This is a genomic window from Cryptosporangium sp. NPDC051539 (assembly GCF_044454545.1).
In the GTDB taxonomy this organism is placed as follows: domain Bacteria; phylum Actinomycetota; class Actinomycetes; order Mycobacteriales; family Cryptosporangiaceae; genus Cryptosporangium.
On the sequence record NZ_JBITDV010000003.1, the window covers coordinates 431,442 to 455,931 of the forward strand.

The window sequence follows — 24,490 nt, forward strand, 5'->3', positions numbered from 1 at the left end:
GCAGCGACCTCACCGTGACGCTGCCCGACGGCACCACGACCGACCACATCAACCTCGACTACGCCGCCACCGCGCCCTGCCTGGGTGCCGCCGCGGCCGCGGTCAACGAGGCGCTGCCCTGGTACGCGAGCGTGCACCGCGGCGCCGGGGCCGCCTCGCAGCGCAGCACGCTGGCCTACGAGCGTGCGCGTCAGACGATCGGCGACTTCGTCGGTGCCCGCGCCGACGACTACGTCGTCTTCACCCGCAACACCACCGACGCGCTGAACCTGCTGGCCCGGGCCCTTCCGGCCGGTACGACCGTGGTGGGCTGGGCCGGCGAGCACCACGCCAACCTGCTGCCGTGGGGTTCCGCCGCGATCTCGCTGCCGGTCCCGCGGACCGCGGGCGAGGCCGTCGACGGTCTTGACGCCGCACTGACGCGGCTCCGCGGCCAGATCCTGGTGACGGTGACCGGCGCGTCGAACGTGACCGGCGAGGTCTGGCCGATCGCCGAGCTCACCGAGGTGGCCCACCGTCACGGCGCGCGTATCGCGGTGGACGCTGCCCAGCTCGCGCCGCATCGGCCGGTTTCGCTCTCCGGCTCGGACGTCGACTACCTGGCGCTGTCCGGGCACAAGCTGTACGCGCCGTTCGGGGCCGGCATCCTCGCCGGACGGGCCGACTGGCTCGACGCGGCCGACCCGTACCTGGTCGGCGGCGGTGCGACCGCGTTCGTGGCCGCGCACGCGTCCGACGAGCGGGTGTCGTTCGCGGTCGACTGGAACAGCGGCCCGGCGCGGCACGAGGCCGGGACGCCGAACCTGGTCGGCGCGGTGTCGATGGCGGCGGTGTGCGACGCGCTGAGCACGGCCGACCGGCCCGGGCTCGCGGCTGAGGAGGAGAAGCTCGTGCGGCGGCTCCGGGAGGGGCTGGAGGCGCTGCCGGGCGTCGGGGAACTGCGGACGTTCCCGGCCGGGCACGATCGGGTCGGCATCGTGAGCTTCGCGGTGGCGGGGGTGCCGGCGTCGGAGGTGTCGGCGCACCTGGCGACGCGGCACGGCATCGGCGTGCGGGACGGGTTGTTCTGCGCGCACCCGCTCTCGCGGCGGCTGCTGGAAGACGCGTCCGCCCGGGTCGGTGCGGATCTCGGCCTGAGCGCCGTCCGCGCCAGCGTGGGCCTCGGCTCCACCGAGGAGCACGTGGAACGCCTGCTGCTCGGCATCCGGGAGCTCACCCGATAAGTCCGAGCGGCGGGCCGCACCCCGCAGCTCGGACCGGGGCAGCTCGGATCCGGGACCAGCATTCATGCTGATCACGGACATATCACCAGCCGTTTGCCGGGAACCTGGCAACTCGTTGGCACCGTGCCGATAAAGTGCGCGGATGTTCGTTGTGACATTGACGTACGTCGCCGATATTTCCGAAGTGGACGCCGAACTCGACGGCCACATGGCCTGGCTCGAGAGCCAGTTCACCGATGGGGTGTTCGTCGCCTCCGGTCCGCGGGTCCCGCGCCACGGTGGTGTGATCCTCGCTCAGGGTGTCGACCGCGAGGAGCTGAACCGGCGCCTCTCGCTCGACCCCTACGCGGAGAAGTGCCTGGCCGACTACACCGTGATCGAGTTCGACCCGACCCGCGTGGCCGAGGGCTACGAGAAGGTCCGGTCCGACTCCGCGTCGGTCATGTCGGGCCTGGCCCACGTCCCCACCCAGCCGGCCTCGCCCGCGGTCGAGAAGCCGGCCGACACCGAAGCCTGACATTCCGGATGTCCGCCGCACGATCTCGGTCCCAGAGCGCGTGCGGCGGACCCCTCTCCCGCCAGACGTGAGTGACGTCCCCGCCTCGAGCGCGCCGCACCGGATCCGGCGCGACCGCGGGACACTGGATTCATGAGTAGCCGTGATCGCGACCCGGACGGACGCCCGCGCCAGGCTCGTCCGCGTGACGCGCTGGGCCGGCCGCTGCCCCACGGTTCGCCGGGCGGCGTAGATCCGATCGACGAGAAGCCCCTGCCGCCGGTGCAGGCGCTCGCGGAGGCCCAGCGACTACTCGACGGTGGGCGTGCGTTCTCGGCCCACGAGGTGCTGGAGGCGGCCTGGAAGGCCGCTCCGGAGCCGGAGCGGGAGCTCTGGCAGGGGCTGGCGCAGATCTGCGTCGGGATCACCCACGCCCAGCGGGGTAACGCCGCCGGCTCGGCCCGGCTGCTCGCCCGGGGGATCGGCCGTCTCGCTCCCTACACCGATCTCCCACCGCACGGCGTCGACATCCGCGGCCTGATCAACTGGTACGAGGCCCACGGCGACGCGCCGGCCGCTGCCACTCCCCCACACCTGACCGTCAGCTGAGGCTCCCGTTCGGCAGGTCGACGGTGAACGTGCTCCCGACGCCCTCGGAGCTGGTCACCGCCACGCATCCACCCATGGCCGTGGTCAGGCTCTTGACCAGTGACAATCCGAGGCCGGTGCCCTCGATGCCGGTCCGTTCGGCGCCCAGACGCTCGAACGGGGCGAACGCGTCGGCGAGACGGTCGGCGGCGATACCGCGGCCGGAGTCGGCGATCGCGATCTGGACGTGCCGGTGGTCGGCGGACTCGACGCGGTTGCCCTGCCCGTCGACCGGGTGGACCTCGACGCGGATCCGGCCGCCGGGGTGGTTGTACTTGACCGCGTTCGAGAGCAGGTTCAGCAGGACCTGGCGGAGTCGCTGACGGTCGGCGCGCACGCGCAGGCCCGGGCCTTCGCGACCGGGGCGCTCGATCGCGAGGCCGGCGGCTTCGGCGGCGGGGCCGAGCAGGTCGAGGCACTCCCCGATGACCGGTTCGACGTCGAAGTCCTCGAGCGAGAGCGTCAGGCCGCCGGAGTCGACCGCGGCGACGTCGAGCGCGTCGTTGATCAGCGCCAGCATGTGCCGTCCGGCGCGCGCGATCCGGGTGAGGTTCTCGGCCTCCTCGGGGCTCAGGTCGGCGGGCTCGAGGAGCTGGCCGAAGCCCAGGATCGCGTTCAGCGGGGTCCGGAGCTCGTGGCTCATCCGGGCCAGGAAGGTGGTGTCCGCCGGGGCGTCGAGTAGCGCGGCCCGGCGGGCTATCGCGGCGCCCAGCAGCGCACCGGCGCCGCTGACCACCTCACCCCGCTCGCTGCCGGTGAGGGTGTCGGCCACCGCGCGCTCGTTGACCAGGCCGCCGATCCGGAGCGCGCCGATCACCAGGCCCGCCGACGACACCGGGAACAGCACGGCCGGGCCGCCCAGGCTGGTGTCGTCGACGACCGGCCGCCCCTCGTCCAGGCGCTGCCACTGGTTGTCGCTCAATCCCGGAGCGGCGCCGATGCCGGGCGCGCCGGCGGGCAGGTCCGGCAGCGGCGCCGGACCGGCCTGCGGACGCAGCGCCGGCGGAACTGTGGCCGCGCGCCCGCCCGGCTCGGGCACCGGGGGCAATCCGGGCATGAGGCCGGGAGCGTCGGCCAGGCTCGGCTCCTCCTCGGTGCGCGATAGCGGGAACGGGTCGGTCGGGCCGGGCCGGTCGGTGGGCCGGATCACCAGCTCGCCCCGCCGCCCTCCGACGAACGCCGTGACCGCGACCACCGACAGGTCGAGCCCGGTGTCGAGCGCCGTGACCGTCGGAGCGGACAGCAGCGTCCCGACTTCGACCAGCAGCTCCACCCCCGACCGGTCGATCACGCTCTGAGCAGTTGCCGACGTTCGATTCATCACACCCGCCCGATCGGCAGGGCCGGGCGGATCCTTACGGAACCACCCACGCGGTGAGCTCGGCGAGCAGCGTCCCGTCGGCCTCGACGCTCTCCACGTTCATCCGCACGAGCTTCGTCGAGAGCTGCGCCGACTCCGCCGCCATCCGTGACGTCAGCACGCAGACGGTCGTGCCCGGCACCGGCGACACCCACCCGACACCGGGGTCGGCGCGCACCGCCTCGACGCAGTCCCGCGCCGACGGGTCACGGTTGCCGGTCACCGCGAACCGGGACGCGTCGTCGAAGTCCAGGTGCAGGCCGTCCGCGCAGTTCCGGTAGGACGCGTCGGCACCGGACGCCGGTTGCACCCGGGGCTGGTCGAGGTCGACGTCGGTGCCCTCGCACGTGCTCGGCTGCACCCGGACGAGCTGGTCGGCGTAGGCCAGTTCGTAGTTCGCGCCCGGATCGAGCCGGTCCGGATCGGTCGACGTCGGCGACGGGCTCGGGGGCGCCGAGGAGGGCACGGGCACGGGTGCGGCGGCTTTCACCGAGGCCGCCGGAGCCGGCCCCCGGGCGTCGGACGCGGCCGCGCTGGCCGCCCGTTCGGCCTGGCCGGCCGCGGTCGTCGCCCGCCCCACCGCGATGATCCCGGTGACCGTCGCGATCCCGGCGATCAGCAGCGCGACGACCGCGATGCCGAGCGCGACGACCGGCAGCCCGGCGGCGGTCAGCGTTCCGGACAGGCGCCCCTGGGCCGCCGAGTGCCGCCCGGCCGGCACGTCGCTGACTCCGGCGAAACCGAACAGGTCGTCGCTGTCGTCCTCGTCCGGCCGGTAGTCGGTGACCGTGCGGCCGTACACGGTCGCGGACCGGCCGAATCTCGGCGTCTCGTCGTAGATGCTCCGGTCCGGCTCATCGCCTCGGACGTTGAGGGGTCCGCGCGGCGGGGCGGCCATCGTTTTGACTCCCACGGGGATCGACGAAGAGGTCCGCCAATTCTAGGGGCTTTTGCCCGTTTTGCCGCACCGACTCACACGTTCCGTCGGTACTCCCCTCCCACCTCGAAGAACGCCGCCGTGATCTGTCCCAGGCTGCACACCCGCGCCGCGTCCATCAGCACCGCGAACACGTTGTCGCCGGCCATCGCCGCGTCCTTGAGGCGCGCCAGTGCTTCGCGCGCCTCCGCGGAGTGCTCGGCCTGGAAGGTCCGGACGCGCTCCACCTGGGAGCGTTTCTCGTCCTCGGTCGCCCGGGCCAGCTCGATCGGACCGGTGTCGTCCCCGCCGTCGGGCGGCAGAAACGTGTTGACGCCGATCAGCGGAAGCGAGCCGTCGTGCTTCTTCTGCTCGTAGAGCATCGACTCGTCCTGGATCCGGCCGCGTTGGTAGCCGGTCTCCATCGCGCCGAGGACGCCGCCGCGCTCGGAGATCCGGTCGAATTCGGCCAGCACCGCTTCCTCGACCAGGTCGGTCAGCTCGTCGACGACGTACGAGCCCTGCAACGGGTTCTCGTTCATCGCGAGGCCCCACTCGCGGTTGATGATCAGCTGGATCGCCAGTGCCCGCCGCACCGAGGCCTCGGTCGGGGTGGTGACCGCCTCGTCGTAGGCGTTGGTGTGCAGGCTGTTGCAGTTGTCGTAGATCGCGGTGAGCGCCTGCAGCGTCGTCCGGATGTCGTTGAACTGCATCTCCTGCGCGTGCAGCGACCGGCCCGACGTCTGGACGTGGTACTTGAGCTTCTGCGAGCGCTCGTTGGCGCCGTAGCGGTCGCGCATCGCGATCGCCCAGATCCTTCTCGCCACCCGGCCGAGGACCGTGTACTCGGCGTCCATGCCGTTGGAGAAGAAGAACGACAGGTTCGGCGCGAAGTCGTCGATGTCCATGCCCCGGGCCAGATAGGACTCCACGTAGGTGAAGCCGTTCGCGAGCGTGAACGCGAGCTGGCTGATCGGGTTCGCCCCGGCCTCGGCGATGTGGTAGCCGGAGATGCTCACCGAGTAGAAGTTCCGGACCTGGTGCCGGATGAAGTACTCCTGGATGTCGGCCATCATCCGCAGGCTGAACTCGGTCGAGAACAGACAGGTGTTCTGGCCCTGGTCCTCCTTGAGGATGTCGGCCTGGACCGTTCCGCGGACCTTGCGCAGCGCGTCGGCGGCGGTGCCGCCTTTCTCCCGCTCCTGGTCGATGACCGTGTTGAGGAAGAACGCCAGGATCGTCGGCGCGGGCCCGTTGATCGTCATGCTCACCGACGTGCTGGGCGACGTCAGGTCGAAGCCCGCGTAGAGCGCCTTCATGTCGTCGAGCGTGGCGATCGAGACGCCGGACGTGCCGATCTTGCCGTAGACGTCGGGCGGGGTGTCGGGATCGCGGCCGTAGAGCGTCACCGAGTCGAACGCGGTGGAGAGCCGGGTGGCTTCGGAGTCCTGCGACAGGTACTTGAAGCGGCGGTTGGTGCGGAACGCGTCGCCCTCACCGGCGAACATCCGCGCCGGGTCCTCGCCCTCGCGCTTGAACGGGAACACACCCGCGGTGAACGGGAACCGGCCGGGCAGGTTCTCCTCCCGCAGGAAGCGGAGCAGCGCGCCGTCGTCGGGGTCCCTGGGCAGCGCCACCCGGGGGACCTTGGTGCCGGAGAGCGTCTCCTTCCGCAGCGCGGTACGGATTTCGCGGTCGCGGACGTGCGTGACGAGTTCGTCGCCGGAGTAGTCGCTCTTCGTCTGCTCCCAGGTCGCCAGGAGCGCGTTCTCGCTCTGCGCGTCGAGCAGCCGGTCGAGGTCGGCGGTGGGTGCACCGACGGCTTCGAGTGCGGCCTTGGCCGCCGCGAGGTGGGCCCGCTGCCGGACGGCGGCAACCTGGGTGTCGGTCTCGCCGTGATACTCACGGACGTCGTCCGCGATGTCGGCGAGGTAGCGGACCCGGGTGGGCGGGACGATCGTCGCGGCGGACGTGGAGGTCTTGCTCGTCGCGGCCGGGAGCGTGCCGTCGGTGAGCGGGAGGCCGGTCAGCTGGTCGCGGAGGTACTGGTAGAGCGCGGTGACGCCGTCGTCGTTGAACGTGGCGGCGCTGGTGCCGTAGACCGGCATGTCGGCCCACTGGGACCCGAACGCCTCGCGGTTGCGGACGAGTTGGCGGGCCACGTCCCGGCGGGCGTCCTCGGCGCCGCGACGCTCGAACTTGTTGATCGCCACCGCGTCGGCGAAGTCGAGCATGTCGATCTTCTCGAGCTGGGAGGCGGCGCCGAACTCGGGCGTCATCACGTAGAGGGAGAAGTCGACGAACGGGACGATCGCGGCGTCGCCCTGGCCGATGCCGGGTGTCTCGACGATCACCAGGTCGAAGCCGGACGCCTTGCAGACGTCGATCGCCTGGTCGAGGCCCGCCGGCAGCTCGCGGCCGGCGCCGCGGGTGGCGAGCGAGCGGAAGAACACGACGTCGCCGTCGAGGCCGTTCATGCGGATGCGGTCGCCCAGCAGCGCGCCGCCGCCGCGACGGCGGGTGGGGTCGACCGCGAGCACCGCGATGCGGAGCTTGTCACGCTGGTCGAGGCGGAAGCGGCGCACGATCTCGTCGGTGAGCGACGACTTCCCGGAGCCGCCGGTACCGGTGATGCCGAGCACCGGCACGGTACGCGCCGCGGCGCGGGACCGGATCTCGGCGCTCACCGCCTCCGGCAACTCGCCGGCCTCGGCCATCGTGATCGCCCGCGCGATCGCGTGCGGCGCCCCGGTGTACAGCCCGTCCAGCGCGACACCCTGGTCGATGCCGAGCGCGGGCGGGCGCGGGGAGGCGGCGGCGGGGGCGTGCTCGGCGGTAGTTCCGGCGATGGCGTCGGCGGTGGCGGGGATCGGCGGTTTCGGGGCGGCGAGGTCGTAGTCGCAGGCGCGGATCATCGTGTTGATCATCGCGGCGAGGCCCATCTTCTGGCCGTCGGCCGGCGAGTAGATGCGGGCCACGCCCCGCGAGTGCAGGAGCGCGATCTCCTCGGGGACGATGACGCCGCCGCCCCCGCCGAACACCTTCACGTGACCCGCGCCCCGCTCGGTGAGCAGCTCGACCAGGTACGTGAAGTACTCCACGTGCCCGCCCTGGTAGGCGGAGATCGCCACCCCCTGGACGTCCTCCTGGATCGCGGCGTCCACGACCTCCCGCACCGACCGGTTGTGCCCGAGGTGGATCACCTCGGCCCCCTGCGCCTGCAGGATCCGCCGCATGATGTTGATCGCTGCGTCGTGCCCGTCGAACAGGCTGGAGGCGGTCACGAAGCGGACCGGATTGACCGGTGTGTGCAGAGCCCTCGCCATGTATCCGTCCCGTCCGGAGCAGAATGCTTGGACTTCCTACTATCTGACTACCGAGCAACAATGTCCAGTTTCCGGCGCGCCCTGTCCTGTGCGCCATGACACCCGGGGTCCGGCTGGGGATCGATTTCGGCACCGCGCACACCGTGGCGGTGCTGCATCGTCCTCACCCGGAACCGCGCCTGCTGCTCTTCGACGGCTCGCCGCTGCTGCCGTCCGCCGTCTGCGCCGAGCCGGACGGACGCCTGCTGGTCGGACGAGACGCGCTCCATGCGGGTTTAGCCGCCCCCGGCGCGTTCGAACCCAACCCGAAGCGTTGCGTCGACGACCGGACCGTGCTGCTCGACGAGAACGAGTTCGCGGTGACCGATCTGATCGGCGCGGTGCTGCGACGGGTCCGCTCCGAGGCGGCCGCGACGCTGCGCGCAGAACCGGACGAGACCGTGCTCACGTACCCGGCGGCCTGGGGCGCGACCCGCCGGGCGACGCTGATCGCCGCGGCCGGCGGCAACGTCCGTCTGATGCCCGAGCCGGTCGCGGCGGCGCACCACTTCACGACGGTCACCGACGATCTCGCGGTCGGCCAGGCCGCGCTGGTCTACGACTTCGGCGCCGGGACGTTCGACGCGTCGGTGGTGCGCAGGACCTCCTCGGGGTTCGAGGTACTCGCCGCGGAAGGTCTCCCCGACTGCGGCGGGCTCGACGTCGACGCGGCGGTCGTCGCGTACTTCGGTTCGGTGGTCGGCGGGCCCCTGTGGGCCCGGCCGCGCTGCGCTCGGCGGACGTCGCGCCTGCCGCGATCTACCTGACCGGCGGATCGAGCCGGATCCCGGCCGTGGCCACCGCACTTCACCAGCGGTTCGGCGTCGCCCCGACGATCGTCGACCAGCCCGAACTGGCGGTCGCGGAAGGCAGCGTCGAAGCCCCGCCCCCGGCGGAGGGTGCCACCCCCGCCGACGCCGGAATCCCCCACCGGGGTGGGGCGGCCGCGGCCGGCGGGCGCGTCGGCACCGGTGGGTGGTCCGGCCGGTCGTGGCGCGCGGGCGGGCGGCGATCATCGGAGGCGGGACGACCTACGCCCAGGAGTTCACCCGGCTGACGTAGCGATCCGGGCGAGCAGCCGGGCGCGGGCCCCGGCCAGGCTCGGGCCGTACCAGGTCAGCGACCGCCCGTCGACGCAGGCGAACGGCGTGCCCGGGAACGCGTCGGGGCCGTCGTCGGGCGTGAACTCGTACGGCTCGTCGGGCAACAGCACCAGATCGACGTCCGGCCGCGCGCCGGGGTCGAACTTCGGGTAGCGCTCCGGGCTGTCGCCGAGCACGTTCCGGTACCCGAGCCGCTCCACGACGTCGCCCGAGAACGTATCGGACCCGAGGGCCATCCACGGGCGCCGCCAGATCGGAACGATCACCGTGGGTCTGTTCGACGGCGCGGGTGCGGACCACTCGTCGGACGCCTCCGCGAGCCAGTCCGGTCGCGGCATTCCGAGCGCCGCATGCAGCCGATCCAGCGAGCTGACCGCGTCCGGGACCGTCCGGATGTCGGTGACGTACACCGGCAGACCGGCCGCACGCAGCGCATCCAGATCCGGCCCGCGGTTCTCCTCCTGGTTGGCCAGCACGACGTCCGGGCGCAGCGCGATGATCGCTTGCACGTCGGGGTTCTTCGTGCCCTTGATCCGCGCGACGTCGAGGTCGGCCGGGTGCGAGCACCAGTCGGTGACGCCGACCAGGAGGTCCCGCCTCGCCGCCGCCACGGTCTCGGTGAGCGAGGGGACGAGGCTGACCACCCGGGTGACCTCGTTGCGCAGAGTTATCGCCGTTCCGAGGTCATCCACCACCGTCGCCATGCCCCGACGATAGGCCGGTTACCCTGCAAGCCATGGCCGCGCCCAGCTCCCTGCCGTTCGATCCGGTCGAGGAGGCCGCCCGCAAGTGGAGCGCCCGCTGGGACGACGCCGACTCGATGGCCGTCGCCACCTCGATCATGCGGGTACAGCAGCTGCTGCTCGGGCGCATCGAGGCGGCGTTGCGTCCCCTGAACCTCACGTTCGCGCGCTACGAGGCGCTCGTGCTGCTGTGCTTCAGCCGGAACGGCAGCCTGCCGATGAGCAAGATGGGCCAGCGGTTGATGGTCCATCCGACGAGCATCACGAACATCGTCGACCGGTTGCAGGCGCAGGAGTTCATCCGCCGCGAGCCGCACCCCACCGACCGGCGTACCACGCTGGTGGCGATCACGGAGTCGGGGCGGGCGGTCACCGAGCGGGCGACGCAGGCGCTGGTCGAGGTCCGGTTCGCGCTGGACGCGCTGGATCCCGACCAGATGAAGTCGCTGTACGACCTGCTGCGCGATGTCCGCCTGCACGCGGGCGACTTCCCCGACGACCACGGGATCCGGACCTGGCCCAACGCGTTCGAGGACGCGGAGGAGGACCGGCCGTGACGGATCGGCCGCGGCTGCACCCCGGCTATTCCCTTCGCGCCCGCCAGCCGTAAATGGATCGCGGGGCGTGCGAGGATCGGGGCATGCGACGACGACGACGTTGATCTACTGACGCGCCGGGCCGGCTGGCCCGGCAGGTACAGCTCCTCTGCTTCGTCAGCGAGCTGATCCCCTTCTACCCGGTCTACGCGCTGCTGTTCGTGGACTCCGGGATGTCCGGTGGCCAGATCAGCGTGCTCTTCGGCCTCTGGTCGCTCACCGGGTTCGTGCTCGAGGTGCCCTCCGGCGCGCTCGCCGACCGGATTCCCCGGCGTCACCTGCTCGTGGCCTCGCACGCGATCCGCGCGGCGGGGTTCGCGTCCTGGGTCCTCTGGCCGACGTTCTCCGGCTTCGCGCTCGGCTTCGTGCTGTGGGGCGTCAGCGGCGCGGCCTCCTCCGGCACCTGGGAGGCGCTCCTCTACGACGAACTCGACCGGCACGGCGCCAGCGACCGCTACGCCCGGATCCTCGGCCGCGCCGAGGCGCTCACCGCGACCGGCGCGCTGGCCGGCACCGCGCTGGCCGGCCCGCTGTTCCCGTTCGGTGGCTACGCGACCGTCGGCTGGGCGTCCGTCGCCGTCTGCGCCGCCAGTGCCTGCCTCGCGTCCCGCCTGCCCAACGGTGCACCTGTTCCGGCCGACGCTCTGCCGCCGACCACCGCCGGTGAGGACGAGGCCGGTCACGCGGATGCCCCGGCAGCCGGCGCCGCGAGCGGCAGCGGGTACCTCGCGACGCTGCGGACCGGCGTCCGGATCGCGCTCCGGGACCGTGTCGTGGGCCGCGCGGTGCTCGCGGTGGTGATCTTGAGCGGCGCGACCGCGGTCGAGGAGTACTTCGCGCTGCTCGCGGTCGATCTCACGGCCCCGTCGGTGCTGCCGTACCTGCTGCTGGTGCCCGCCCTCGGCTACGCGGTCGGCGCCGAGCTCGGCGGCCGGATCGCCGGGGTCGCGCCCCGGCGGCTGGCCGTGCTCGTCGGCGCCGGGGCAGCGGCGCTCGCGGCCGGCGCGCTGATCCGGCATCCGGCCGGGTTCGTGCTGCTCAGCGTCGGGTTCGGCGCGATCGGTGCCGGGATCGTGATCGCCGGCGCCCGGCTCCAGGACACGCTCACCGGGCCGCGCGCCACCGTGACCTCGGTGTCGGCCGTCGGGGACGAAATCGTCGCGCTGATCGTCTATACGGCGTTCGGTGCGGCGTCCGGTTCGGTCTCGCTGCCGGTACTGTGCGCGCTCGCGATGTTGCCCGTGGTCGCGCTCGCGCTCCGGCTTCCGCGTTGGCTTCCCCGGACATGATGAGGTGGGGGCCATGAAGAAGATCTCGCTCGGCCTGGTGTTTCATCCGACCAAGGACGTGACGCCGGTGGCCTCGACCGTGGTCGAGTGGGCGACGCGGAACGAGTTCGGCGTGTACGTCCTCGAAGCCGACCGCGATCGCGCTCCCGAAGGAGTCCGCCCGCTGCCGCCGGAGGAATTCGTCACCCGCTGCGACGCGTTGGTCAGCATCGGCGGCGACGGCACGATGCTCGGCGCGTTGCGGCTGGTCGCCGACGATCCGCGTCCGGTGCTGGGTGTCAACATCGGCAAGCTCGGGTTCCTGATCGAGGTGGATCCGATCCAGCTCGGGACGGCGCTGGACCGCCTCACGGCCGGGGACTTCACGGTCGAGCCGCACAGCTGCCTGCGGATCACGGTCGACGGCAAGGAGTTCGTCGCGTTCAACGACCTGGCGCTCGTCCGGCAGCCGGGGTCCGGGGTGGCGGCGGCATCGCTGGCCGTGGACGGCCAGCGGTACGGCTACTACCGCTGCGACTCGCTGGTGCTGGCCACCGCGGCCGGGTCCACCGCGTACAACTACGCGGCCGGCGGCCCGGTGATCTCACCCGCCACCGAGTGCCTGATCCTCACGCCGACCGCACCGCTGTCGGGGATCGCCCGGTCGCTGGTGCTCTCCGCCGGCGAACCGGTGCGCCTCGACATGATGCCGGACTCCGGTGACGTCGCGCTCGAGGTGGACGGCCGGGCGCTGGCCCACGTCACCCGCGGCGGGAGCGTGCAGGTGCGGCTCGAACCCCGCGCCGGGCTGGTCGTCCGGCTCGACTCCGAGACCCACCGGCAGCGCAGCTACGTGAAGCTCAGCCTGCTCGACCTGCCGCTGCTGCCGGAGGAACTGCGGGAGCTGATCCCGGCGTCGTACCGGGCGCGCCTGGAGCGGTGACATGAATGTGCCCTCTTCCGCGGGCCCCGGCCCGCGGTCGAGGATCGGTCGGGTGACGGTGACTCTGAGCCCGGACGTACGGGCACTGTTCGATGGGCGCAACTTCGCGACGCTGGCGACGCTCAACCCCGACGGATCACCGCAGACGAGCGTCCTCTGGGTGTTGAGGGACGCCGACGCGCTGCTGTTCTCGGTGCTCGACCACCGCAAGAAAGCACGCAACGTCGCCGGGGACCCGCGGGTGAGCATCGCGGTCCACGACGAGGGGAACCCCTATGTCGGCGCGGAGGTCCGCGGGACCGCGGAGCTGCTACCCGACCCGGGGAAGTCGCTGCCGAGCGCGCTCTCGCGGAAATACCTCGGGATCGAGCCGCCGGGGGAATCCGACGACGAGACCCGGCTGATCATCCGCGTGACGCCGACCGTGGTGCACTACTCCGCGCTCGGCTGACGCTCTGCGCCTTCGCGATGAAGCCCTGCAGCACCGCGGGCGGGTACTTCACGTCGGAGGCGTACGCGAGCGCCTTGACCTCGTCGGCTTCCTCGGGAGCGAAGTACCCGGCGTACTTGTAGACGTCGACCCGGGTGGCCAGCCCGTCGGCGTCGAGCTCGGGGTGGAACTGGGTCGCGTAGACGTTCCGTCCGATCCGGAACGCCTGCACCGGGCAGGTCTCGGACCTCGCCAGCAGCACGGCGTGGTCGGGCAGGACGCGGATCGCCTCCTTGTGGCCGACGAACGCCTCGAACGTCTCCGGGACGCCGGCGAAGATCGGGTCGGGCGCCACGACCGTGACGTCGACCGCGCCGACCGGCTCGCTGTACGTGCGGTCGATCACCCCGCCCTGGTGGCCGCCGAGCGTCCCGATGCCGTAGCAGGCGCCGAGGAACGGGAAGTCGGTCTCGACGATCCGGCCGATGAGGTCGTGCAACTCGCTCTCGACCCGGTGCTGCACCGGCGACTTGACCGCGGGAGGGTCGGAGACGTTGAACGGGCCGCCGCCGAGCAGGACCCCGGACCAGTCGCCGAGGTCGACGTCGCCGAGCGGGGTGCGCTCCAGGCGGTGGCGGCGCAGGTCGCGCTCGTCGAGGCCGGAGAAGCGCAGGAACGCCTCGTACTCCTCGTCGGCGGCGGCGTCCTCGGCTCGGGTGGCCAGCAGCAGGAACGGCTTCACCCGGTCACAGTACGGCGTGCCTGAGCAACTCGGCGGTCGGCTCGTCGGCGGGCAGGAACGCTTCCAGCTTCAGCTCGGCGACCGTGACGTCGAGCGCGGTGGCGAACGTGGTGACGGTCGTCGTCAGGTGCAGTTCGCCGCGGCTCGACGCCAGGTGGAGCGGCACCGCGAATCCGACGTGGTCCCGGCCCGGCGTGTGATCGGGCAGGTAGCCGCCGAGTTCCTCGAGCAGCGCCTCGAGCCGTGACGAGGGATGCCGCTCGAACTCGTGCCGGGCGTTGTCGACGACGTGCTGGGCCCACTGCGCGAAGTTGCGGATCCTCGGGGCCATTCCGTGCGGGTGCAGGGCCAGCCGGTACACGTTCACCGGCGGGGTGAGCAGTTCGGTGGCCACGTCCTCGGTGAGGATTCCCAGTGCTCGATTCGCGTCCACCAGGGTGCCGTAGCGGTCGACGACGACGGCGGGGTACGGCTCGTGGCCGGCCAGGACGTGACGCAGAGCCGTCCGCACGGCGGTCAGTTCGTCGAGCGGGGTCTGCGGGTAGACGGGGGCGTAGCCCGCGGCCGTGAGGAGCTCGTTGCGCTCGCGCAGCGGGAGTTCGAGTGACTCGGCCAGCCGGACGACGAGCGTGCGGCCGGGTGCCGACCGCCCGCTCTCCAGGAAGCTCAGGTGACGCTGGGTGGTACCGGCGCGGATCGCGAGGTCGAGCTGGCTGATCCGGCGGGTGCGCCGGCGGGTCCGGAGCGCCGTCGGGAAGTCCATGCCCCGGTGTCTATCAGGAGCGTCGATTCCCCCGAGGGAATTGTCGGCGTGCGCAGGCTGGACGCATGACTGTCTCTCTCGGCGTGGTGCTACCGACGACGTTGCCCTCCTGGTCCGACGGGCAGGACGTGCGCGCGCTGCTCGATCTGGCGGTGACGGCCGAGTCGCTGGGGTTCTCGTCGGTATGGGTCGGGGACACGCTGCTGCGCCCGGTCGTCGAACCGCTGACCGTGCTGTCGGCGGTGGCGGCGGTGACCCGGCGCGTCGGGCTCGGTACCGCGACGCTGTTGCCGTCGCTGCGGCGTCCGGTGCAGACCGCGTCGGCGCTGGCGTCGCTCGATCGGCTGTCCGGAGGACGGCTGACGGTGGCGGTCGGGGCCGGGTTCCCGCGTCGGTCGGAACGGGAGTACGCGATCTCCGAGGTGCCGTGGGAGCGACGGTTCGCGCGGCTGGACGAGACCGTGGGGCTGTGGCGGTCGCTCTGGGCCGGGCGACGGGTGGAGTTCGGTTCTCCTCCGGAGCAGGTGCCTCCGGTGCTGCCTCCGTTCCGTCCGGCGGGCCCCGCGGTGTGGCTCGGCGGGGCGTCGCCGTCGGCGTTGGAGCGGGCCGGGCGGCTCTACGACGGGTGGCTGCCGTATCCACCGTCGGCGTCGACGTACGCGTCCGGCCTGCAGGCGGTGCGGGCCGGGGGCCGCGACGTGACGCCGGCGCTGTTCGTGACCGTGCTGATCACACCGGACGGCTCGGCCGCGCTGGACGCCTACGTGCGGGCCGCGTACGGGATGCCGCTGTCGGTGGTCTCGACGATCCAGCTGCTGGTGGCGGGTCCGGCGGGGCACGTGCGGTCGGTATTGGGAGAGTTCGTGACCGCGGGTGCGAGGCACCTGGTGATCCGGATCGCCGCTCTGGACTTCGAAACCCAACGAGCCCAGCTGGAGCTGCTCACCGAGGCCGTTCCGGGCCGCTACTAGCCAGGTGGGCGTAGAGCTCGTCAGCGGTGTAGGCGGGCAGCGTGCCCGACTCGGCGGCGTGGATCAGCTCGACGATCGCCGCGTTGTACGGCGCGGTGCGGCCCGCGCGGTCGGCCAGGCGCACGACCGCTCCGTTGAGGTAGTCGACCTCGGTGCGCCGGCCCGCGTTCAGGTCCTCCCACATCGACGACCGGGCCTCCGCGTCCATCGCGAACGCCGATCCTGCGATCCGGCGGTAGACCGCGTCCGGCACCCGCAGCAGCATCGGCAACGCCTGCGGAGGCACCCGCGTGACCCGGGCCGGCACGATCCCCGAGGCGCGCAGCGTCTTCAGCGCCTCGGCGACCAGCAGCGCGAACACCCGCCGGTACGGACGCTGCGCGAGCTCGGCCGCCAGCGGCACCCCGGACAGCGCGTTCACCGCGTTGTTGAGGTTCAGCATCAGCTTCCCCCACTGCACCGGCGCGAAATCGTTCCGCATCACCAGCGGCAACCCGGCCGCTTCGAATGCCGGGAGCCAGGGCAGGAGAGCCGGCATCCGCGCGCTCATCAGCCCGCCATCGGTCGCCCGGTGCAGCCGCCCCGGCTCCGGCACCGCGACGTTGAACGCCACCATCCCGGGCGCCACGTCGTAGTCCGGCAGCCGCGTCTGCAGCACGTCGGTGTTGCCGATGCCGTTCTGCAGGCTCAGCACGGCCGGACGCTGCGGTGCGATCGAACCGATCAGGTCCCCGGCGTCGCCGGTATCGGCGCTCTTCACGGTGACCAGCACGAGCCCGGCGTCGGCCAGCGCCACCGGGTCTTCCGAGTAGTCGAGCGCCCCGGCCGGAAGCTCCACCCGGCGCCCGTCGATCCCACTGAACACCAGCGGGCCTTCCGCGAGCGCACGCATCCGGCTCCGCCCGATCAGGCTCACCGGAGCACCCGCCGCATGCAACAACCCGCCGACGTAGAGCCCGATCAGGCCCGCGCCCAACACCACGATCCGGTTCGCCACGAGCCGATTGTGCTGATCGCCGTGGGCCGAGGGCACGAAACCCCCAGATTCATCACCCGCTGACAACCACGCTTCGCAGGTCGTTGACGCCGACCGGCCGACCCCACAGGGTTGGCCCATGACTACGGATGCGGACGTCATCGTCGTCGGCGGCGGGCTCGCCGGGCTGGTGGCCACGGCCGAACTCGTCGACGCCGGCAAGTCGGTGATCCTGCTCGACCAGGAACCGGCCGCCTCGCTCGGCGGCCAGGCGTTCTGGTCGTTCGGCGGCCTGTTCCTCGTGAACTCTCCGGAGCAGCGCCGGATGGGCATCCGCGACTCGCACGAGCTCGCCTGGCAGGACTGGCTCGGCACCGCGGGCTTCGACCGCCTCGACGACGAGGACGTCTGGGCCCGGCGCTGGGCCGAGGCCTACGTGGACTTCGCCGCCGGCGAGAAACGATCCTGGCTCAAGGAGCAGGGCATCGGGATCTTCCCGCTGGTCAACTGGGCCGAGCGCGGCGGCTACGACGCCACCGGCCCGGGCAACTCGGTGCCGCGCTTCCACCTCACCTGGGGCACCGGGCCCGGCCTCATCGCGCCGTTCATCCGCCGGGTCCGCGCCTCGAACGCGGTGGACCTGCGTTTCCGGCACCGCGTCGACACGGTGCTCACCGAAGACGGCACGGTCACCGGCGTCTCCGGCAGCATCCTCGCGCCGGGCGACACCAACCGGGGCGAGCCGAGCAACCGGGACGTCGTCGGCGACTTCACGCTGCGGGCGCAGGCCGTGATCGTCACCGCGGGCGGCATCGGCGGCAACCAGGACCTGGTGCGGCAGAACTGGCCGAAGCGGCTCGGTGCGCCGCCGAAGAGCATGCTGACCGGCGTCCCGGCGCACGTGGACGGACGGATGATCGGCATCAGCGAGTCCGCGGGCGCCCGGGTCGTCAACCGCGACCGGATGTGGCACTACACCGAGGGCATCACGAACTGGGACCCGATCTGGCCCGGCCACGGCATCCGGGTGCTGCCCGGGCCGTCGTCACTCTGGCTCGACGCGACCGGCAAGCGGCTGCCGGTGCCGCTGTTCCCCGGCTTCGACACGCTCGGCACGCTGGAGCACATCGCCCGGTCCGGGCACGACCACACCTGGTTCGTGCTCACGCAGAAGATCATCGAGAAGGAGTTCGCCCTGTCGGGCTCCGAGCAGAACCCCGACCTGACCGGCAAGGACGTCCGGCTGCTCCTGCAGCGCGTCCGGGCGGGCGCCCCCGGTCCGGTGGAGGCCTTCAAACGCAACGGCGTCGACTTCGTCGTGGCGGACGCTCTGCCGGACCTGGTCGCGGGCATGAACAAGCTCACCGACTCCCCTCTTCTGGACGCCGGCGACATCGAGCGCCAGGTGATGGCCCGTGACCGCGAGATGGCGAACCCGTTCACGAAGGACCTGCAGATCACCGCGCTCCGGGGCGCCCGCGCGTACCGGGGCGACCGGCTGATCCGGGTGGCGTCACCGCACCGCCTGCTCGACCCGGGGGCCGGGCCGCTGATCGCCGTCAAGCTGCACATCCTGACCAGGAAGACGCTCGGCGGGTTGCAGACCGACCTGTCGGCCCGGGTCCTCGGCGCGGACGGTACGCCGGTGCCGGGGCTGTACGCCGCCGGCGAGGTCGCCGGGTTCGGCGGAGGGGGCATGCACGGCTACCGCAGCCTGGAGGGCACGTTCCTGGGCGGCTGCCTGTTCAGCGGCCGCACGGCCGGCCGCGCGGCCGCGTCGGCGGTCGGGTAGCCGCCTCCGGCGTCGGTGATCAGGCGCGGTCGTGCAGGGTGATCTGGTAGCCGTCGGGGTCGGCGAACGTGAACGTCCGGCCGAACGGCCCGTCGATCGGCGCGGACACGATCGTGTGCCCGTCGGCGGCGAGAGCATCGTGAATCCCCTGGACGTCGGTGGCGTGCAGCCAGATGGCCGCCCCGATACCGGGCTGCGCCTCCGACGCGAGATCCGTGCCGGGAACGATGTCCCGCAGCGCGAACGCGATCGGCTTCGTCTCGAAGACGACCGCGTGCGCAGGCCCGGCCTGCGAACGGACGAGCCCGAGGTATTGCTCGTAGAACGCCTGCGAAGCGCCGAGGTCGCGTGCCTGGAGTGAGATGAAGTCGGGGCCGGTGACCGGCATGATCGAGCTCCTTCTTGTATGTCAACTTGCCTGACACGACCCAACGTATGTCAAGATACTGACATGCGTCAAGACGATGTCGGCGTCAACCTGGAGACGTCACTGGGCTACCTGCTGAAAGAGGCGTCGAGCGCACTGCGCGCCGCCATGGAGGAGGTGCTCCGGCCGCTCGGGCTGACCGTGACCCAGTACTCCTGCCTCGAACTGCTGGCTCAGCGGCCGGGCCTCTCGAACTCCGACCTCGCACGGGGCGCGTTCGTGTCCCGGCAGTCGATGAACGTGCTGCTCCAGAACCTCGAACGAGAGGGCTACGTGACCAGGCCGGCGGAGGCACCCGTCGGCAAGGTTCTCCCCACCCGTCTCACGCCCGGCGGCAGGCGGAGGTTGAAAAAGGCGACGGTAGCGGTCCGGTCCGTCGAGGTCAAAATGCTGGCCGGTCTGAGCGAGCCCGAACAGTCAGCCGCGTTCGGGATCCTGCGGAGCATGATCCATTCCTTGCGCGGCGCCGACGCGAGCTAGACCAGGAATCCGAACAGCGGGCTGTCGGTCTCGACCCGCTCGATCCGCGGCGGGGCCTCGGACATCCGCTTGAGCAGCGGCTCCAGATCTTCGGCCCGCCCCAGCTCGATCCCCACCAGGGCCGGCCCGGTCTCGCGGTTGTTCCGCTTCACGTACTCGAACAGCGTGATGTCGTCGTCCGCGCCGAGCACCTCGTCCAGGAACCGGCGCAGCGCACCCGGCTCCTGCGGGAACTCCACGAGAAAGTAGTGCTTGCGGCCCTCGTGCACCAGCGCCCGCTCGACGACCTCGGCGTACCGGCTCACGTCGTTGTTCCCCCCCGACAGCACGCACAGCACGGTCGAGTCCGGCTCGATGTCGACGACCGTCCCGAGCACGCTCGGCGCCAGCGCACCGGCCGGCTCCGCGATGATGCCGTCCGACTGGTACAGCGCCAGCATCTCGATGCAGACCTGTCCCTCCGCCACCTGCACCAGCTCCGCGCCCAGCCGCGACACCAGCGGATACGTCAGATCGCCGACCCGCCGTACGGCCGCTCCGTCGACGAAGCCGTCCAGGTCGGCCAGCGGCACCGGCCCGCCCGCCGCGAACGCCGCCGCCATGCCGGCCGCCCCGGCCGGCTCCACGCCGATCACCCGGACGGCCGGATACCGCTCCCGCAGCCAGGCCAGCGACCCGGCCAGCAGGCCCCCGCCGCCGACCGGGATCACGACCACGTCCGGCACCTCGTCGAGCTGCTCGAACGCCTCTTTGAGGACGGTCCCCTGCCCGGCGATCGTCCGCGGGTCGTCGAACGCCGGCGCCAGCGTCGCGCCGGTCCGCTCGGCGTCCGCGGCGGCCGCGGCGGCGGCCTCGTCGTAACTGTCACCGCACACGACCAGTTCGACGGCGTCGCCGCCGAGCGCGGCGATCCGGTCCCGCTTCTGCCGCGGGGTCGGCCGGGGCACGAACACTTTCCCGCGGACGCCGAGCGCGGCGCACGCGTAGGCGAGGCCCTGGCCGTGGTTACCGGCGCTGGCACAGACCACACCGCGCGCCCGGCTGCGCTCGTCGAGCTGGGCGATCAGGTTGTAGGCGCCGCGCACCTTGTACGAGCGCACCACCTGCAGGTCTTCGCGCTTCAGCCACACCGAGGCGCCGACCCGCGCGGAGAGCCGGGCGTTGCGCTCGAGCGGCGTCCGCGACACGACCGCACCCAACCGGACCGAGGCCGCCTCGACGGCGTCCGCGTCAACTGTCGTCACACCCCGATTCTTACCGCTCGGCGGTGCTCCTACCCACCCGCCCCCGGGCCGCGTCCCAACGTTCGGGCCCGCCGGCGGCCGTCCGGTGAAGCGCGGCCTAAGGTGAGCCGCGTGCCGGGATCCGAAGCGGACGAGGCCGCCGCGCTGACCGCGGCGGTGCGTGACGACCCGCACGCCCGGTTGGCGCTGGCCGCGCGGTACTACGAGAAGGCCTCGATCCGGTCCTACCGGCGGGCTGAACTCGCGTTCATGCACTGGCAGCTCCGACGGGGCGTGCTCGCTCCGGACACCGGCAGCCCGTGGTGGCGCGCGGTCAACGAGAGCCTCCTCCGCGACGCGATCGAGGGCGAGTGCCGGCACCGCACCGGCCGGGAGACCGACGTGCGTCTGCCCGTGCGCCGATGGATCGAGTTCCTCCGCGGCCCGTCACCGCGGACGTGGTACCGCGCACACAACTCGAGCATCATCGCGGGATACGTCGAGCACCGGGAACTCGCCGAGGCCGAGAAGCCCGCCGAACGGTTCTTCATGGACGTGGCGATGATCCGGGTGCTCTACGCCGATTCGCTGTTGTCCGACCCGCGTCTCGCGGCCGGCCGGTTCGCGCGGCTGGCCCCGTGGCTCGGGGATCCGCGGCGCAAATGGACGGGCGTCTTCCTGTCCCTGCACAACATCCTGCCGGGGACGTATCCCCTCCCGGACGAGAAAGTCGGCTGGTTCCTGGCTCGGGAGAACCGGCTGGGCCATCTGATCGACTACGGCGTGATCCTGCCCAGGGCCCAGCGTCTGTACGAACACGCGTCACGTGACCTCGGCCATCCGGAAGTGCTGGACATGGTCCGCGAGGGCCACCCGATCTACGCCTGGCCCGGAGACCCGCACGAGGCCTGGTCGAGCGACGCTACTCCCGCCTCAGAACCATGCTGGGCCGGGCCCTCGGCTGAGCCACCCGACCGCGGCCGCACCCCGGTGGCGGTCCCGACCGCGTTCGGCCGGGCCGAACGCCGGAGCGGGTTTTGTCCTCATCCGTTGACCGAGCCGGCCGAGTCGTGCGCCGGGCAGCGACCGCCGCCGGTGGCGACACCGCACGGGGCGCCCCGTCTGGTCGGTGCGCCGCAGAGCACCGCGGGGTCGTGCACGTGACAGAACCCCGACGGGCGGGCGGTGATCGGGCACGGCTTGCCGACCTTCGTCGTAGCTGCGCACCGGGCCCCGTCGACGTTCACCGCCGCCCGGGGAGCCCGTGCCACTCGCGGCGACGGCAACGGCGCCACCGGAACGCCCGCGGTCACCAGGGCTTCGCGCTGGCCGCGAGCGGCGAGCCGGTCGGCGCGTTCGTTCTCGACGTGGCCGGCGTGACCCTTCACCCAGTGCCAGACGACCTCGTCGTGCCGCCCGACCGCGACGTCGAGTTCGCGCCACAGGTCCTCGTTCTTGACCGGCTGGCGGTCCTTCGTCCGCCACCCGTTGCGCTTCCAGTTCGCCACCCACGACATGATCCCGTTGCGGACGTACGTGCTGTCGGTATGCAGGTCGACCACGGACACACGGGTGAGCGCGTTCAGCGCCCGGATGGGGGCGGTGAGTTCCATCCGGTTGTTCGTCGTGGGGGTGGCTTCACCGCCGCACAGCTCTTTCTCGGTCTCGCCGTAGCGCAGCAGCGCGCCCCAGCCGCCCGGCCCCGGGTTTCCGCTGCACGCTCCGTCGGTCCAGATCTGCACCCGCGTCGTCTCTGCTCCCGCCACGGCCACAAGCTACCCCGACCGGTGTTACGTCGCCGCGGCCAGGCGCTTCAGCATCGGCGGGGTGTCGGCGGCCGGCAGCACGGCCTCGATGAACACCAGCCTGTCGGGCGCCGCGGTCGCCGCGGCCAGCGCCTGGCGCAGCTCCCGGCGGCTGGTCGCGCGGTAGGTGTGGGCGTGCGGGGCCACCGACCGGACGAGACCGCTCCAGTTCCACGGCGCGACGTCGTGGAACGGCGCCTCCGGGCTGCGCAGGACCCGCTCGATCGTGTAACCGGCGTTGTTGACGACGAGCACGACCGGGGCCAGACCGCTCGCGGCGATCGTGCCGAGCTCCTGCGCGGTCATCTGGGCCGCGCCGTCGCCGATCACGAGCACCGGACGCCGGTGCGGCTCGGCCAGGCCGGCACCGAGCGTCGCGGGCAGCGTGTACCCGATCGAGCTCCAGACCGGCTGCGCGACGAACGCGGTGTTGGGCGGGAACGTGATGCCCACCGCACCCCAGAACGACGTCCCGATCTCGGTCAGCAGCGCCGAACCGGCCGGCAGCCACTCCTCCAGGCTCTCCCAGAGCGAGATCTGGGTCAGCGCGTCGGTGACCGGGCCGTGCTCGTCCTCGGCGCGGCGGCCGAGGATCGAGGACGCGGGCAGTCCGGCGGCCGGCAGGGTCGCGTAATCGCCGGCCATCCCGGTGAGCGTGGCCAGCGCGGCGCGCATCGGGACACCCTCGAACGCCTCGCCCGCCACGACCGCGGTGGTGCCGCGGACGTCGATCGTGTGCGCCGGGTCCTCCCGGGCGGTGAACATGCCCGCGACCGCGTCGGTCATCAGCGTGCCGACCGTGATCAGCACCGCGGCCTGGTCGACGGCCCTCCGGGCCGACTTGACCCCCAGGTCACCCCAGTAGACCCCGGCGAAGCACGGGTGGTCCTCGTTGAGGACTCCCTTGCTCGAGACCAGCGTGACGAAGGGCAGCGGGCCGGCCTCGACCAGCGCACGGAGCTCCCGGGTCGCGGCCCGGCGCTCGACACCGTGCCCGGCGATGACCGTGACCTGACCGTCCTTGGCCCGCAGCAGTGCCCGCGCGGCGTTCGCGAACGCCGCCAGGGCCGGGGCGTCGACCGGCTCGGTCCAGACCGGGGTGGCCAGGCGATGGGCGTCGGCCGGGGCGGACGCGACGTCGACCGGCACGCTGAGGTAAACCGGCCGGGAGAGGGCGAGCGCGGTCGCGAGCGCGTGGTCGATCTGGGACGCGGCGCTCTCGTGGGTCAGCACCTCGGTCGCGGCGGTGACCTCGCGATAGGCGCGGGCGAAGTGGCCCTGGTCGCCGTCGGCGAGCGTGTGGTGGAGGAGCTTCCCGCTGCTGCCGGTGGCCGGTGCGCCGGTGATCTGGACGACCGGTACCTGCTCGGCGTAGGCGCCGGCGATCGCGTTGAGGCAGCTCAGCTCACCGACGCCGAAGGTGGTGACGACGGCGGCGAGGCCGCGGCGGCGGGCGTAGGCGTCGGCGGCGTACCCGGCGTTGAGCTCGTTCGGCGAACCGACCCAGCGCTGCTGGCCGCCGCGGAGCATCCGGTCGAGGAGTTCGAGGTTGAAGTCGCCCGGAACTCCGAAGAGGTGCGCGACGCCGTGCTGGCGTAACCGCTCGGCCAGATATTCCGCAACGGTGACCTCGCGAGTAACGCCCATGTGCTTCAACCTGCCGTCGTTGTGACGGATCGACAAGTTGTACGGTTCTTGCTAAGCAAAATGCTTTATCTGAGGGCCGTTCGGGGGTCACGCTTGAGCGAAACGCGCATTGTCGATCGAACCGATGCGTCAATTCTGATTGCACTGGACGAGGAGCCGCTCGCCACGGTGACAGCGCTCTCCGAGGAGCTGGGGTTCGCGCGGAACACGGTGCAGGCCCGGCAGCGGCGGCTGGAGGCCGACGGGGTGCTGGTGCCGCCGACGGCCCGGGTGCGGCCCGAGGCGATGGGGTTCACGCTGCTGGCGTTCGTGTCAATCCAGATCAGTCAGGGAGAGCTGGATCCGACGGTCGAGGCGCTGTCGGCGGTTCCGGAGGTGCTGGAGCTGCACGCGGTGACCGGGGACGCGGATCTGATCGCGCGGGTGGTGGCGCGGGATCCGGAGGATCTGCACCGGGTCACCCGGTTGATCGTCGGGTCGTACGGGGTGATGCGGACGAGTACGAGCCTCGCGGCGCGGGAGCTGATCTCCCGGCGGATGCGTCCGCTGCTGGAGCGGTCGGTGGAGTGAGGC

At 72.0% G+C, this 24,490-nt stretch carries 23 protein-coding genes and 1 pseudogene; 13 read left to right on the forward strand and 11 right to left on the reverse strand.

The features are described from left to right. The first annotated feature begins 14 nt into the window (after window positions 1–14). The 3 genes from ACIBZJ_RS12275 to ACIBZJ_RS12285 all read left to right on the forward strand — a co-directional run bounded on the left by ACIBZJ_RS12275 (window position 15) and on the right by ACIBZJ_RS12285 (window position 2,328). Window positions 15–1,223 carry an aminotransferase class V-fold PLP-dependent enzyme gene (locus tag ACIBZJ_RS12275; protein ID WP_395929099.1) on the forward strand — a complete coding sequence of 403 codons (1,209 nt, stop codon included), beginning with the start codon at window positions 15–17 and terminating at the stop codon, window positions 1,221–1,223. 142 nt (window positions 1,224–1,365) lie between these two features. Next, window positions 1,366–1,740, forward strand: a complete 375-nt coding sequence (locus ACIBZJ_RS12280; RefSeq protein WP_395928546.1) for a YciI family protein — start codon at window positions 1,366–1,368, stop codon at window positions 1,738–1,740. A gap of 132 nt (window positions 1,741–1,872) precedes the next feature. Next, the gene (locus ACIBZJ_RS12285; protein WP_395928548.1) at window positions 1,873–2,328 is read left to right on the forward strand and encodes a DUF309 domain-containing protein; all 456 of its coding nucleotides are present in this window, start codon (window positions 1,873–1,875) and stop codon (window positions 2,326–2,328) included. On the opposite strand, the gene ACIBZJ_RS12290 is transcribed toward ACIBZJ_RS12285, so the two are convergent. The 3 genes from ACIBZJ_RS12290 to icmF form a co-directional block, all read right to left on the reverse strand. Then, entirely contained in the window at window positions 2,321–3,658 is a 1,338-nt protein-coding gene (locus tag ACIBZJ_RS12290) for an ATP-binding protein (RefSeq protein WP_395928551.1), read from the reverse strand. The two genes, ACIBZJ_RS12285 and ACIBZJ_RS12290, sit on opposite strands and share 8 nt — an antisense overlap. Window positions 3,659–3,722: 64 nt before the next feature. After that, the gene (locus tag ACIBZJ_RS12295; protein WP_395928553.1) at window positions 3,723–4,625 is read right to left on the reverse strand and encodes a hypothetical protein; all 903 of its coding nucleotides are present in this window, start codon (window positions 4,623–4,625) and stop codon (window positions 3,723–3,725) included. Between the two features lie 74 nt (window positions 4,626–4,699). After that, window positions 4,700–7,969: a fused isobutyryl-CoA mutase/GTPase IcmF gene (gene icmF, locus ACIBZJ_RS12300; RefSeq protein WP_395928555.1), complete on the reverse strand. Its 3,270-nt coding sequence runs from the start codon at window positions 7,967–7,969 to the stop codon at window positions 4,700–4,702. 95 nt (window positions 7,970–8,064) lie between these two features. Here icmF and ACIBZJ_RS12305 point away from each other — a divergent pair, with 95 nt between their 5' ends. Next, window positions 8,065–8,775: an Hsp70 family protein gene (locus ACIBZJ_RS12305; protein ID WP_395928557.1), complete on the forward strand. Its 711-nt coding sequence runs from the start codon at window positions 8,065–8,067 to the stop codon at window positions 8,773–8,775. A gap of 278 nt (window positions 8,776–9,053) precedes the next feature. Here the strand turns inward: ACIBZJ_RS12305 and ACIBZJ_RS12310 are convergent, their stop codons facing one another. After that, complete coding sequence (locus tag ACIBZJ_RS12310; protein WP_395928559.1) at window positions 9,054–9,815, reverse strand: helical backbone metal receptor; 762 nt, start codon at window positions 9,813–9,815, stop codon at window positions 9,054–9,056. 32 nt (window positions 9,816–9,847) lie between these two features. Here ACIBZJ_RS12310 and ACIBZJ_RS12315 point away from each other — a divergent pair, with 32 nt between their 5' ends. The 4 genes from ACIBZJ_RS12315 to ACIBZJ_RS12330 all read left to right on the forward strand — a co-directional run bounded on the left by ACIBZJ_RS12315 (window position 9,848) and on the right by ACIBZJ_RS12330 (window position 13,112). Further along, window positions 9,848–10,411, forward strand: a complete 564-nt coding sequence (locus tag ACIBZJ_RS12315; RefSeq protein WP_395928561.1) for a MarR family winged helix-turn-helix transcriptional regulator — start codon at window positions 9,848–9,850, stop codon at window positions 10,409–10,411. Between the two features lie 167 nt (window positions 10,412–10,578). Then, a complete protein-coding gene (locus ACIBZJ_RS12320; RefSeq protein WP_395929101.1) occupies window positions 10,579–11,739 on the forward strand; it encodes an MFS transporter in 1,161 nt (386 codons plus the stop codon). A gap of 13 nt (window positions 11,740–11,752) precedes the next feature. Continuing rightward, the gene (locus ACIBZJ_RS12325) at window positions 11,753–12,661 is read left to right on the forward strand and encodes an NAD(+)/NADH kinase (protein ID WP_395928563.1); all 909 of its coding nucleotides are present in this window, start codon (window positions 11,753–11,755) and stop codon (window positions 12,659–12,661) included. A gap of 52 nt (window positions 12,662–12,713) precedes the next feature. Continuing rightward, window positions 12,714–13,112 carry a PPOX class F420-dependent oxidoreductase gene (locus ACIBZJ_RS12330; RefSeq protein ID WP_395928565.1) on the forward strand — a complete coding sequence of 133 codons (399 nt, stop codon included), beginning with the start codon at window positions 12,714–12,716 and terminating at the stop codon, window positions 13,110–13,112. Here the strand turns inward: ACIBZJ_RS12330 and ACIBZJ_RS12335 are convergent. Both ACIBZJ_RS12335 and ACIBZJ_RS12340 read right to left on the reverse strand, forming a co-directional pair. Beyond that, the gene (locus tag ACIBZJ_RS12335) at window positions 13,066–13,833 is read right to left on the reverse strand and encodes a glutamine amidotransferase (protein WP_395928567.1); all 768 of its coding nucleotides are present in this window, start codon (window positions 13,831–13,833) and stop codon (window positions 13,066–13,068) included. The two genes, ACIBZJ_RS12330 and ACIBZJ_RS12335, sit on opposite strands and share 47 nt — an antisense overlap. Before the next feature lie 4 nt (window positions 13,834–13,837). Beyond that, window positions 13,838–14,596 (reverse strand): helix-turn-helix domain-containing protein, encoded by a 759-nt coding sequence (locus ACIBZJ_RS12340; RefSeq protein WP_395928569.1) that lies wholly within the window; start codon window positions 14,594–14,596, stop codon window positions 13,838–13,840. Window positions 14,597–14,661: 65 nt separating this feature from the next. Here ACIBZJ_RS12340 and ACIBZJ_RS12345 point away from each other — a divergent pair, with 65 nt between their 5' ends. Continuing rightward, window positions 14,662–15,567, forward strand: a complete 906-nt coding sequence (locus ACIBZJ_RS12345) for an LLM class flavin-dependent oxidoreductase (protein ID WP_395928571.1) — start codon at window positions 14,662–14,664, stop codon at window positions 15,565–15,567. On the opposite strand, the gene ACIBZJ_RS12350 is transcribed toward ACIBZJ_RS12345, so the two are convergent. Next, a complete protein-coding gene (locus ACIBZJ_RS12350; protein WP_395928573.1) occupies window positions 15,539–16,564 on the reverse strand; it encodes a 2-dehydropantoate 2-reductase in 1,026 nt (341 codons plus the stop codon). The genes ACIBZJ_RS12345 and ACIBZJ_RS12350 overlap by 29 nt on opposite strands. A gap of 118 nt (window positions 16,565–16,682) precedes the next feature. Here ACIBZJ_RS12350 and ACIBZJ_RS12355 point away from each other — a divergent pair, with 118 nt between their 5' ends. Next, the gene (locus tag ACIBZJ_RS12355; RefSeq protein ID WP_395928575.1) at window positions 16,683–18,335 is read left to right on the forward strand and encodes an FAD-binding dehydrogenase; all 1,653 of its coding nucleotides are present in this window, start codon (window positions 16,683–16,685) and stop codon (window positions 18,333–18,335) included. Window positions 18,336–18,354: 19 nt separating this feature from the next. Here ACIBZJ_RS12355 and ACIBZJ_RS12360 read toward each other — a convergent pair whose 3' ends face one another. After that, a complete protein-coding gene (locus tag ACIBZJ_RS12360) occupies window positions 18,355–18,723 on the reverse strand; it encodes a VOC family protein (protein ID WP_395928577.1) in 369 nt (122 codons plus the stop codon). A 63-nt stretch (window positions 18,724–18,786) separates the two neighbouring features. On the opposite strand from ACIBZJ_RS12360, the gene ACIBZJ_RS12365 reads away from it, so the two are divergent. Next, the gene (locus ACIBZJ_RS12365) at window positions 18,787–19,242 is read left to right on the forward strand and encodes a MarR family winged helix-turn-helix transcriptional regulator (protein ID WP_395928579.1); all 456 of its coding nucleotides are present in this window, start codon (window positions 18,787–18,789) and stop codon (window positions 19,240–19,242) included. Here ACIBZJ_RS12365 and ilvA read toward each other — a convergent pair. After that, entirely contained in the window at window positions 19,239–20,486 is a 1,248-nt protein-coding gene (gene ilvA / locus ACIBZJ_RS12370; protein WP_395928581.1) for a threonine ammonia-lyase IlvA, read from the reverse strand. The two genes, ACIBZJ_RS12365 and ilvA, sit on opposite strands and share 4 nt — an antisense overlap. A 111-nt stretch (window positions 20,487–20,597) precedes the next feature. Between ilvA and ACIBZJ_RS12375 the strand changes: the two genes are divergently transcribed. Further along, a complete protein-coding gene (locus tag ACIBZJ_RS12375; RefSeq protein WP_395928583.1) occupies window positions 20,598–21,629 on the forward strand; it encodes a hypothetical protein in 1,032 nt (343 codons plus the stop codon). Between the two features lie 140 nt (window positions 21,630–21,769). Here ACIBZJ_RS12375 and rnhA read toward each other — a convergent pair. Together rnhA and ACIBZJ_RS12385 are read right to left on the reverse strand one after the other, a co-directional pair. Then, a pseudogene (gene rnhA, locus ACIBZJ_RS12380) lies at window positions 21,770–22,207 on the reverse strand (ribonuclease HI); the annotation flags it as partial. A gap of 48 nt (window positions 22,208–22,255) precedes the next feature. Further along, window positions 22,256–23,917, reverse strand: a complete 1,662-nt coding sequence (locus ACIBZJ_RS12385; RefSeq protein ID WP_395928585.1) for an alpha-keto acid decarboxylase family protein — start codon at window positions 23,915–23,917, stop codon at window positions 22,256–22,258. Between the two features lie 60 nt (window positions 23,918–23,977). Here ACIBZJ_RS12385 and ACIBZJ_RS12390 point away from each other — a divergent pair, with 60 nt between their 5' ends. Continuing rightward, window positions 23,978–24,487, forward strand: a complete 510-nt coding sequence (locus tag ACIBZJ_RS12390; protein ID WP_395928587.1) for an Lrp/AsnC family transcriptional regulator — start codon at window positions 23,978–23,980, stop codon at window positions 24,485–24,487. The last annotated feature ends 3 nt before the right edge of the window (window positions 24,488–24,490 follow it).